This is a genomic window from Micromonospora echinofusca (assembly GCF_017614955.1).
Taxonomy (GTDB): Bacteria; Actinomycetota; Actinomycetes; order Mycobacteriales; family Micromonosporaceae; genus Micromonospora; species Micromonospora echinofusca_A.
On record NZ_WVUH01000244.1, the window covers coordinates 1 to 11429 of the forward strand.

An 11429-nucleotide genomic window follows, 5' to 3' on the forward strand; every position below is an offset into this window, starting at 1 on the left:
GTACCAGGTCGTCCAGGGTCGGCGGCCGGCCGGAGTCGACCCAGCCGGGCACCGCCGGGGCAGTGGGCGGGACCGGGGCCGGCACGACCGGCGGGGTCGGCACTGTCGGCGTCACCGGCGGGGATTCCGGTGCCACCGGCGTGGGTGACGCTGCCGGAGAGGTGACCGCCCAGGCCGGGGGCAGGGCCGTCGCGGGTCCGGAACGCGACGGGAAGGGCAGGTCACGGGTCGGGTACCCGAGCCGGTCCAGGTCCCGGTCCACCCCGATCAGTTCCTGCCGGAGGCTGAACTGTTCACCGAACGAGGTCGCCTCGGCGTACCGGCGGAGCAGGAACTGCCGCTCGTTGAGCCGGGCGGACACGTGCGGGTCCGGCTGCGGGGTCGAGGTCGGCGTGGGTACCGGCGCCGGGCGACCGAAGACCCGGGCGACCTGGTCACCGAGCCGCCGCAGCAGCCCCTGTGGTCGGGGCCGGTCGGCCCGGCTGGCGGCCTGCTCCTGGATCGTCTCGGTGATCTCGTGCACCCAGGTCCGCGCCAACTGGTCGGCGGCGACCCGGTGGTTCACCACCGTCAGGTGCGGGTCGTCCGGCGTACCCGCCCGGACGGTCGTCTCGGCCAGGTTGGCCATTCCCTGCCCGACCGACGGCCGGAACCAGTGCACCCGCCCGTCGCCGGTGTCGACCCGGACCAGACCGTCCTGCGCCCGTACGTCGACGACCCCTTCGCTGCGGAAGTCGGCCGGGCTGACCGTCGGCGCGGCGGCGAGCAGTTCGGGCACACTGACGTCGGCCAGGTGAGCCGGTCGGCCGTCCGGCACGAAGTCCGTACCCTCGATCGGGCTCGCGGTGTGGGTGTGGCCCGGACGGGCGTCCCCAGGCGCGGGACCGGCATCCGGCCGCGAGACCGGATCGGTGACCGGCGTCGGGTCGACCGTCGGGGTCGGGTCGACGATCGGGGTCGGGTCGACCGTCGGCGTCGGCGGGGTGGCCGGGTGCGCGCTGCGCGGATGGAACGGACCGCCCTCGGTGACCGGCTTGACGCCCTTCCAGTCCGAGCCGAGCATCGCCCGCTTGCCGAGCCACGAGGCGTCCCGCCCCTGCTGCCCGTCCCAGCCGGCCCGGCTGATCTCCAACGGGCTCGGGAAACCGGGCGTACCGAACGGGTGCCCGGCCGCCTGGCGCAGGATGCGCTGCCCGTCGTCCACCTGCCGGCGCAACTCGGCGGCGAGGGCCGCCGGGTCGGTGGCGCCGTACCGGTCCAGCAGGGCGTCGACCTCCGGTGACCGGGTACCGGCCGCCGCGTTCTCCAGGTCGGTGATCGCGGCCCGGGCGTGCCGCATCTCGGTACGCAGCCGGTCCAGCACCGCTTCCGCCCGGTGCCCGGTGTTCGGGGCCCAGTCGTACCCGGCGCGGGCCCAGGCGTAGCCACCCACCGTGGAGGCGGCGTGGATCTCGATGCGGTGCACCCCGGAGTGCCGGTACCAGTCCTCCATGAACCGGTTCCACCCGCCCGCGAAGCCACCCCCCTGCGCGTGCTCGGACAACCGCAGTGAGGTGTGCTCGACGTAGAGCGATCCGTCGTGGTCCCGGTTGAACACCCGCACGGTCCGGCCCACGTACCCCCGGTCGGGGTGCACGATGTCCAGGCGGACCACCACGCTGTCCCGGTAGACGCTGACCGCGTGCGGGTCGCTCAGGTCGACCCGGACCCGCAGACCACCGAACTCCCGGCCGTCGAGGTGCCGGGCGAACTCCTCGCGTACCGCCGACTCCCAGCGCGCCACCTCGGCGTCGGTGGACGGGATCAGCTCGTCCAGCGACGGCGGCCGGTCCTCGTGCCGCCACGGCGGATCGGCCCAGATCTCGTCGTGGGTGCGCTGCTCCGGCGGTGTCGGCTCCGCGTCGGGCTGACGCTGCTCCGGTACGGCCGGCAGGTCGACGGTGGCGTGGCCGAGGGCGGCCAGGTCGCGGTCCAGGCCGGCGATCTCGGCCCGCAGCCGGGCCTGTTCGTCCGGGCTCGCCTGGTCGAGTTCGCGGAGCAGGAGACTGCGCTGGGCGAGCCGCCCCGCCGACCCGTCGGGAGCCGGGGCGGACTCCGGCGCCGGGGTCGGATCGGGCGCGGGCGTCGGCGTGGCCGGGGTCGCCCCGAAGAGGCGGCCGAGCGCCTGCCGGAACCGGCCCGGCGACCCGGTGCGGCCGGTGTCACCCGGTTCCGGGGTACCGGGGCGGGACTGCACCGTCTCGGCGATCTCCTGCGCCCAGGCCCGGGCCAGTTGCTCGGCGGCCACCCGGTGGTTGACCTGGACCCGGTGCGGGTCGACGGTGGTACCGCCGGCCGGGGTGGTCACGGCGACGTCGGGCAGCCCGTACCCGACTTCGGGCCGGAACACGTGCGTCCGCCCGTCGGCCGTCTCGACGACGACGAACGGCCCGTCGGTACGGATGTCACGGACGCCGACCCCGGCGAGGTCCGCCGGGGTGACCCCGGTGACCGCGTCCCGGAACTCCTCCGGCGTGACGTCGGGCAACCAGCCGCGCCGGCCCTCCGGGGCGAAGCCGCTCTCGGGACGGCTCCCGTCCGGCTGCGGGCCGCCGCGCTCCGCCTCGGCGGCGTCGTCCGGCCGGTCGCTCTCCGGCCGGCTGTCCGGGGTACCCGTCCGGTCGCCCTCGGGGATGCCGGACCGGTCGCCCTCCGGGCTGCCGTCGGTGGCGCTGCCGTCGGTGGTACCGCTGTCGGTCGGGCTGGTGCCGGTCGGGCTGGTGCCGGTGCCGGTCGGGCCGCTGTCGTTGAGCGGTGGGAAGTCGAGGTTCGCCTGCCGCTGCCGCAGGCCGTCGATGTCCAACCCGTACGTCCGGGCGACGTCCTGGGCGATCGGGCCTTCGAGCATGCCCGGCCGGCGCTGGGCCGGGTCCGGGTGGTTGGCTTCCATGATGGCCAGCCGGGCCTGCGCCACCACGTTCTCCATGGTCAGGTCCGGGTACCGGCTGAGCACGTCCGCCCCGACCAGATTCCGGACGTGGGCCGGCAGGTAGGACTCGAAGACCTTCTGCCGGAGCCCCTCCGGGGTGTAGTCGGCCACCGCCCGGTAGTTGTCGCTCCGGGGTACGCGCAGGTCACCAGAGTGATCCGGCCCGCCCCGGAACCCGGCCAGGCCACGCAGGAACTCCCGCTGCACCGCGAAGCCCTGGAACTCGCGCTCGAACCGGAGCAGCCCTGCCGCCCGGAACCGGTCGTCCGGTGCCAGACCCGCCCCGTCGATCTGCCTGAGCAGCAGGTCGTTGTTGGGTTGCAGGGCGTGCAGCCCCTCGTGCACCAGGGTGGTGGCGACCGCGCTGATCGACCGGGGCGACCCGTCACCCGCGTTGGGGTCGATGAACATGACCCCGATCTCCGGGTCGTAGAAGCCCCGGGGACGGTCCTCCACCTGCCGGATGAGCTGGGGGGTCACCCGGTCCGCCGGCAGCAGGGCGCGTACCGAGTCCAGGTCCATCGGAACCGTACGGCTCAGGATGTTCGTGGCGTGCAGCTCGAACTCCGGCCCGAGCACCTCCCCGATCTTGGCGATCGCGATGGCCTGGTCCACCGGGTGGAACCGGTGTGTCTGCGGGTCGATGCCCATCGTCCGGTGGGCCAGTTCGACCGAGTTGAGCGGGTCCACGCCGTCGAGGTCCCGCCAGCCCGGATCGGCGGGTTCCCCGTTCCGGCTGTGGTCGCGCCAGTCGCGGTACCGGTCGGCGTAGTCGTTCACCGCCGTGCTCAGTTCGCGTACCCGGCTCACCAGGTCACCCAGGTCGCCGCTGGTACGGGCCCGGTCCGAGGCAGCCGCCAGGCGGTCGGCGATCCCGACGATGTCGTCCAGGTCCCGCAGCCGCTGCGCCACCGCGTGTTCCGGGTACCGGGCCAGCAGTCGGGCCCTGGCCTGATCGGCAAGTTCGCGGACCTGGTGCGGCAGATCCGCCCCGGTCCGGGTCGCCGACGACGGGAAGTTGACGCTGGGGGCCAGTTCCGCCTCGGCGCGGCCCTCCGGCGCGGTGTCCGGGCCGGCATCCCGGTCGTCCGGATGCGCCGGTTCGGGCCGGGACCCGTCCGGTCCGGTACCGCCGACCTCCGACTCGGGCCGCGCACCATCCGGCTCAGGCTCGGGATCGGGCCGCGCACCCTCCGGCTCAGGCTCAGGCTCAGGCTCGGGCTCAGGCCGCGCCGCGTCCGGTTCGGGATCGGGTCGGCCGGACGGCCCGTCCGGGGAAGGCGCACGGTCCGCAGGATCCGGAGAACGGTCACCCGGTGGCCGGTCCCCGGACAGATTCTCCTCGTCGGTCGGTGTGGAGGTACCGATCGTCGGAGTGCTCCGCAGTTCCTGGAGCTTCGCCGCGATCCCAGCCTCGTCAAGCGGACGCCGGGTGCCGGTGCCGTCCACGGTGGTGAAGTGCTGGTCGAGGTACGTCCGTAGCCGGTTGCCGTAGCGCGAGAGAGCCTCGGGGCGGGCATCCAGCGCCCGCTGCACGAGATCCGGGGTGAGCCGGGGCACGGTCTGACCGGCGAGCGTCAGGGCACCGAACTGGTGCGCGACCGCATCCCCGTACTCCTGCTGGATTCGCAGTTCGGCGCGTTGACGCCACTCCCACCAACGTGGTTCGGGCTGTTCGGGCGGGTTGTCGCCGTCCCCGTCCCGGTCGCCGGTGGAACCGTCCGGGTCCGCCGGCGGGTCACCGGACCGGTCTCCGTCCGGGGTACCGGCCGCCGGGGCTTCCCCGTCGCCGGGCGTCACCGGCCCGTCCGTGCGGGGGTCCGGTCCACCGGTGGAGCGGGTCGGGTCGCCCGTACCACCGTCGGCCCCCGCCCGTTGGGTGGGGATGTTCGATGATCCCGGGGATGCTCCGGGAGAACCGGTCGTCGGGGCGTCCCGTGCCGGAGTCGGACCGGAGGGTGTGCTGTCCGTCGTGGGAGTGGGCGAACCGGGTACCGCCGGGGACGGCGTGGCACCCGACGGGGTGACCGTCTGCGTGGGCGTCGGCGTACCCACGGTCGGGCTGAGTGTCGGCGTACCCACGGTCGGGCTGGGTGTCGGCGTACCCACGGTCGGCGTGGGCGTCGGCGTACCCACGGTCGGGCTGGGCGTCGGCGTGGCCGGTCGGGATTCCCCGGTGGACACCGGGTCGGGAGTCCCCGCCGTGGGGGCAGTCGGGGTCACCTCGGTCAGCGGCGTACCGGCCGACCGGTCCGGCGCCGGAGTGGGGCCGTCGCCGCCGACCGGCGTACCCGCGTCCGTGCCGCTCCGGACGGAGTCCGGGGTGCCGGCGGGCTCGGCGGTACGTGACGACCCGGAGTCGGCGGCTACGGCGGTGGACGCCGGAGCCGACCCGGTGGTGGTCGAACCGGAGGACGTCGCCGCAGAGGACGTCGACCCGGACGACGTCGAACCGCTGGTCGGCGATGTGGTGGGGCCCGTCGTGCCGGTCGGCGCGGTCACCGTCGCGGGGACGGTCGCCGGGGTGCGGCCACCCTGGGTACCCGTCCGGCTGTCACCGCTGCCTGCGGTACCGCCCGATCCGGCGCTCTGCGTGCCCCCCGCAGCCTGCGTGGCTCCCGCGTCCTGCGTGGCCCCCGCAGCCTGGTTGGCTCCTGCGCCCTGCGTGCCGCCGGTCGGCGCGCCGAGTTGCCCGGGGGCGACCGACGGTGCGTTCGTGCCCGTCGGTAGACCGGCCGGCAGGCCGCCGGGCAGGGTACTGGGCGACAGTGCGGGTGCCCGGTTGGTGTCGGCGCTGCCGGACGGGGCGTTGCCGCCGGCCCCGTCGTTGCCGAAGAGGTCCAGCGAGCCGTACCGGACCTGGTGTGCACCGACGTCCAGGCGGTTGCGCCGGGTGTCGGTCAGCATCTCACCGAGCAGCGCGGCCGGGGTCAGCCCACTCGCGAGGTTGTCCCAGGTCATGCCGCTCCACACCCCGTTGCGCTGCGCCCAGTCCTTGAGACCCACCTCCTCCAGCAGGTTGTCCCGGCCGATCTGGAGCACGTTGTCGGCGGTCTGGCCGAGCCCGAAGGCGAGCGCCTCGGTCGGTCGGGTGTGGATGCCCATCATCAGCGGGCCGCCGATCGCCCCGGCGATCAGGCTGTCCAGCACCTCCATGCCGAAGCGGCCGGCCCAGCCCTCGACGAACGGGTCGTGCCCCTCGGCGGCCTGGAGCAGCATGATGCCGCCCTTGGCGCCGGCCATGAAACCGGCGTACGCCAGGCTGCCGCGCAGTGCGGCCCGGCCGACGCCCCGGGCGCCGCTGGCGATGAACTGCCGCACCCCGCCCTTGATGGTCTGTTCCCAGAGCTTGGTGAGCAGTTGCCGGGCGAGCTGCCGGATGGCGAGCCGGGTACCGGCGATCTGGGCGCCACCGACGACCAGCCCCACCCCGGTCCAGGAGGTGAGGATCATCTGTACGACGGCGATGCCGAGCATCACCAGGTTGATCACGGCCATCCACTTCATGGCCTCGATCTCGACGGCCTTGCCGTGCACCGTCTCGTGCATCGAGCCGAGTGCCTCGGCCATCCCGCTGACCTCGTCCAGGTGCTGCTGGAGGAGGTCCCGGGCGGCTTGGGCGGCGCCGTCGCCCTGCCATGCCTGGAGGTCGTTGAGATAGCCGTTGATCTCGTCGAGGTGGTCGGTGTAGACCTCGGCGGCGTCCCGGTACGCGTCGGCGAGGTCGAAGATCCGGTCGTGCCGGGCCTCCGGCCACTCCATGATCATCTCAAGGAAGTCGCCGAGGATCGGAACGTACTGGTTCAGCTCGACGAAGAACTGGCGCACCTGTTCGAGGACGAAGTCAGCCCCGTCCTCGACCGCATTCCCGCCCACGCCAATCCTCCTCCCCTGTACCGGGCACGCCGGACCCCGCTACGCGCCCACACCCACCGACCGACCGTGGCTACCGTCAGTCGACGAAGGCCGGCTGCCGTCGGGCCAGGTACCGTCGCGACCAGTCGGCCGGCTCCCCACCACCGGCCCGCACCTCCCAGCGCAGCACGTCCAGCGCCCCGCCGGCCTCGGTGATCAGGTAGTGACAGGAGTCGAACCGGAGCACCGTCCGACCGTCGGTGACCTCGACCGTCGGCGCGGCGAGCAGCGCCGGGTCGAGCGCCGGGTACGCCCCGGCCGTGGCGGCCGGTTCGCGGACCAGTTCACCGGAGCGGTGCAGCTCGGTGGCCGAGGAGGCGAGCACCCGGGGCCCGCTGACGTCCCCGTCGGAGTAGAGCTCGGCGAGCAGTTCGGCATAGGCGACCGGGGCGAGATCGGTGCCGACCCGGCCGCCCAGCTCGCGCATGGTCGACACGTCGTTGAGGAAGAGTGCGTCACCCGTGACCGGGAAGATCAGGCCGTAGCTGAAGGTATAGTTCTCCGCACCGCTACCGGCGACCACCCGGACCGCCCCGTCGACCCAGGCGGCCTGCGTGACGAGCCAGTCAGCCGCGACGACCTCGTGGCGGGTACGCCCGGCGTACAGCACCACGCCGTCCGGCCGGGGGTACCGCTCCTCGACCGCCGCGCCGTCGAGGACGTGCCGCTGCACCGCCGCGACCACCCGATCCGTTCGCACGTCCACCACTCTCTCCGTACCGCCACGTCCGCCGGCGGACCGGCCGCCGGCATCTCTCACACCCGGTAGGACCGCCGGATGCCGGCCTCGTTCTCGGCCTCGACACCCTGGTAGTCGTTCATCGCCCGGACCACACCACCGCTGGCCCGCTGCAACTGCTCGCCACCCCGGCCGAGACCGTCCTTGACGGTGTCGCTGAACGGGGTGTCCCCACCCTCGGGTACCTGGCGGTAGGTGCTCTCGAAGGCCTGGCCGTACTTGTCGGCACCCCAGGGGCGCTCGCCCTCGATCCCGTTGATCTGCCCCAGCGCCCCCTGCGACTTCGCCCGGAGCGACTCGGCCATCGCCCGCAGCACCGAACCGGTCGCGGCGACCTGGTTCGGGTCACCGTCGATCTCAAAGTACGTACCCATGGCCGTCCTCCTTCTTGAGCAGCTTGGGCAGATCGGCGTCGTGGCTGTCCAGCATCCGGTCGAAGTCCGTCTGCTCGGTCAGCCCGAGACCCCGGTCCTTGGGCAGGGTCCGTTCCAGGATCTCCCGGGTCTGGCGGCCGGCGTCCTCCACTGCGGCACGTACCGTGCTGAGGATCGCCGCCGAGAGTGCCTTCGAGTTGGGCGTACGGTAGACCCGGGGGTCGATGTCGAGGTCGACGAGCTGCCCCCGGGGGCCGACCACCGCCTTGATCATCCGGTCGTCGGACCAGGCGGTCCCGGTGACCTCCAGTACCTGCTGACGGGTCTGCGCGGCGTTCTCCAGGCTCTGGCTGAGATCGTCGAGCACCGCCCGGATCGCCGACCACTTCGGACGTTCCAAACCTCGTCACCTCCCCGTTGCCCGGTCGCGGTGCACGCGAAGTGACCCGGACCGGATCCGACAATAGTGGAACGCCGGAAAGTCGATCATCATTGCCGGCCCCGCAGCAGGTCGGCGAGCGAACCGTCGACCGGGGTCCGCGCCTCCTCCGCCCCGTCCACCGCAACCCGACTGTCCACCGGGGCCGGACCGTCCACCGCAACCCGGCCGTCCACCGGGGCAGGGCTGACCATCGGGGCCGGGCCGAGCCGCCGGGCGGTGAGCGCCACCGCGTGCCGCAGCAGGTCCGGTACCCGTTCCCCACCGAGGGTGAAGCCGATCGGCGAGCCGGGATTGACCGCCAGCCGGTAACCCGGTCCGGGCCACCGGCGCAGCACCGCGACCAGGTCGCAGGTGGTCAGCGGCGGCGCCGGCTCCTCGACCGTCAGGTCCTGGAGGTAGTCGGCGCAGCGTTCGGCCGAGGTGAAGACGGTCACCTCCGGAACCCCGTCCACCTCCAGCACCCGGGTCGGCATGATCACCGTCGCGGTGACCAGCACGTCGAGGAGTACCTCGGGATCGGGTGCGGTGAGCGCCGCGCCGAGCAGCCGTTCCACCTCGTTCGCCGGCTGGAACCCGGCCAGCGACGCCGGGGTGGGCAGCAGCCCGGGTACCCGCTCCGGGGCGACCAGCAATCCGACCGGGGTGGCCGGGTTGACCGCGAGTCCCCAGTCTGCCGGGATGTCCCCGTCAGCCCAGCCCCGGACCAGTTCCGGCAGGTTGGTGCTGCGCCAGCCGTTGGCCGGGAGTACCCGGTACAGCGCCTCCGCCGAGGTGAAGGCGAGCAGGAAGCGGATGCCGTCGCGGTCGGCGGTCATCAGCCGCCGCCCCCCGGGCCCCGGCCGGCCGTCGTCCCCGGGCCGGTCGGCGGTACCGGATGGTCGGTCGTCGTCCCCCGGCCGGTCGTCACCGCGGTCGGGCAGGAACAGCGGCGCGAGGGCGAGGATACGCAGCACCGCCTCCGGGTCGTCCTGGTCGACCGCGTGCCGCAGCCGCCGTTCGACCTCGTTGACCGGCTGCCACGGCGGCTGTGCCCCCCGGGCCTCGAACGGCGTCGTCATCGCGCCTCGAAGAGCCCGACGAGCGGGTCGGCGGTGGACCGGGGTGCTGCCTGCCACGGCGGGCGCTGTCGGGGCGGCAGTCCCGCGCCCACCGCCGCGTCCCGCAGTTCGCGCACGGCTCCCCGGCGTACCCACTGTCCGGCCAGGTCGGTCAGGGCCGGCGCGGGCGCCACCAGCCGGTCCCAGAGATCGTCGACCGAGTCGGCGACCCGGTGCAGCAGACGGGCGCAGATGTGCTCCGCGTCGTAGCCGTCCCGGTCCCGTGGGTCGTCGTCGTCCCAGTACCAGATCGAGTCCGGGTCGTCCCCGCCCGTGCGGACCGCGAGCAGCCCACCCTGGACGTAGCCGACCGGCAGGAAGTCCCGGGTGAACCGGTCGGCCACCCAGTCGGCCAGGTAGGACAGGTCCTGGTGCCGGTCCTCGCGGGCCAGGCCGAAGAACGGCTGGTCGGCCAGGAACCCGTGCCCCGGCAGCACGGCGGGGCCCGCCGGTCCGGCACCGTTGGTCGCGCCCAGGAAGCGCCGGTACGCCGGTGGCAGCGCCCGGCCGAGGAGCTGCTCCAGCAGGTCGAGCAGGTCGTCCGGGACCTGGTGACCCGGGGCCGGGCCGACCGGCCGGCAGGCCGGCTCCACCGTGCCGGCACCGGACGGCGCGGGCCGCTCCGGGAGCCGACCGACCCCGCCCTGGTGACGGAACGAACCGTGCAGCTCGACCGGGACCAGGGCGACCCGGCGGGCGGCGCCCAGGTGTGCCCAGCACCAGCCGGCCGGGGTACCGACCACGGGGGAACCGTCGACCGCCGGCCAGAGCGGGTCCCCACCCGACCGGGCCATCACCAGGTTCGCCGCGAGGACGTCGACGAGCCGCTGCTGCGACCGGGTCAGCTCGGGGTGCGGGGTGGGCAGTTCCACCACGGCCCGCGCGCAGAGCACCCAGTCGGGAAAGCCGTACGGATCGATCAGGACCCCCTGGCGGTACCGCATCCGCAGCGTCGGCGAGCCGGGGTGGATCACGCTCAGCGCGAACCGGGCCGCCGGTGGGTCGTCCTCCGGGCCGGGTCCGGTCACGGCGCCAGCCGGGCGAACGTACCGGCGGCGACCCGGGCCAGCCGCTGCGGCACGTCGGCCGGCAGTCGTCCGGCAGCGGCGACCGGTTCGCAGGTGAGGGTGAGGGCCAGGTTGCCGTGGTACGTCACCAGTTTGATCCGGTTCTCCTCGGCGGTCCAGAACGCCGCCGTCCCGGCCCCGTCGATGTCGGTCGGGGTACCCCGGGCGAGCCGCCGGCCGGTCTCGTAGAACCGTCGCGCCCACTGGCCGTCCTTGAGCAGTTCGGCGTCGACGTTGAGGCCGACCGTCATGCCCTCGGTGAGCCGGGTGATGCCGCAGGCACCCGGGATGTCCAGGACCGGTGCGCCCCCGTCGCGCGGGAAGATCTCGGCCAGTGCGGCGTCGTCCACCGCCGGGCAGAGCTTCGCCGGCAACGTGTAGGTGACGTCACCGCCCGGCCCGGACGGTCCCGTGGTGGCCGGGACGCTGGTGGGGGCCGGATCGGTGGACGGGCCGGCGGCGCCCGGTTCCGGGTCGGACCCACCGCAGGCGGTACCCGCGCCGACCAGCAGGAGTGCGGCCAACCCCAGCGAGCCGGCCCGGCGGGCGGTCACGCGCCACCGCCCACGGTCGGCTTCGGCTCGGCGGCGACGGTGCCGGTACGGGTGGGCGTACTGTCGAGCACCCCGCCGCCCGGGGTGGCGACGGTCCACGCCTCCTCCCGGTCGAGCAGCCGCCGGATCTGGTCGAAGTCCTGGTCGATCCGGGCCGCCTTCTCGTCCCGCTCCCGTTCCTTGCGGCGAGAGCCGAGCTCCGCCCGGTACCCGGCGGGACGGCGGGCACCGCGCAGCACACCGTCGGCCGGTTCGGTGGGGCGGGGTGTACCC

At 74.1% G+C, this 11429-nt stretch carries 7 protein-coding genes and 1 pseudogene; all 8 read right to left on the reverse strand.

The genetic code is table 11. From position 1 onward, the window contains the following. A pseudogene (locus GSF22_RS23555) lies at positions 1-6844 on the reverse strand (hypothetical protein); the annotation flags it as partial. Positions 6845-6920: 76 nt separating this feature from the next. Continuing rightward, positions 6921-7583 (reverse strand): hypothetical protein, encoded by a 663-nt coding sequence (locus GSF22_RS23560; RefSeq protein WP_208815915.1) that lies wholly within the window; start codon positions 7581-7583, stop codon positions 6921-6923. A 56-nt stretch (positions 7584-7639) separates the two neighbouring features. Next, complete coding sequence (locus GSF22_RS23565) at positions 7640-7996, reverse strand: hypothetical protein (protein WP_208815916.1); 357 nt, start codon at positions 7994-7996, stop codon at positions 7640-7642. Continuing rightward, positions 7980-8396, reverse strand: a complete 417-nt coding sequence (locus GSF22_RS23570; protein WP_208815917.1) for a YbaB/EbfC family nucleoid-associated protein — start codon at positions 8394-8396, stop codon at positions 7980-7982. Before GSF22_RS23570 ends, GSF22_RS23565 begins: the two co-directional genes overlap by 17 nt. Positions 8397-8485: 89 nt before the next feature. Next, positions 8486-9496 (reverse strand): SseB family protein, encoded by a 1011-nt coding sequence (locus GSF22_RS23575; RefSeq protein WP_208815918.1) that lies wholly within the window; start codon positions 9494-9496, stop codon positions 8486-8488. Next, positions 9493-10563 (reverse strand): SMI1/KNR4 family protein, encoded by a 1071-nt coding sequence (locus GSF22_RS23580; RefSeq protein ID WP_307804252.1) that lies wholly within the window; start codon positions 10561-10563, stop codon positions 9493-9495. The genes GSF22_RS23575 and GSF22_RS23580 overlap by 4 nt, the downstream gene beginning before the upstream one ends. Beyond that, on the reverse strand, positions 10560-11156 hold the full coding sequence (locus GSF22_RS23585) for a hypothetical protein (RefSeq protein WP_208815919.1): 597 nt from the start codon (positions 11154-11156) through the stop codon (positions 10560-10562). Before GSF22_RS23585 ends, GSF22_RS23580 begins: the two co-directional genes overlap by 4 nt. Beyond that, a partial coding sequence (locus tag GSF22_RS23590) for a hypothetical protein (protein ID WP_208815920.1) occupies positions 11153-11429 on the reverse strand: 277 nt, incomplete at its 5' end. The genes GSF22_RS23590 and GSF22_RS23585, both read right to left, overlap by 4 nt.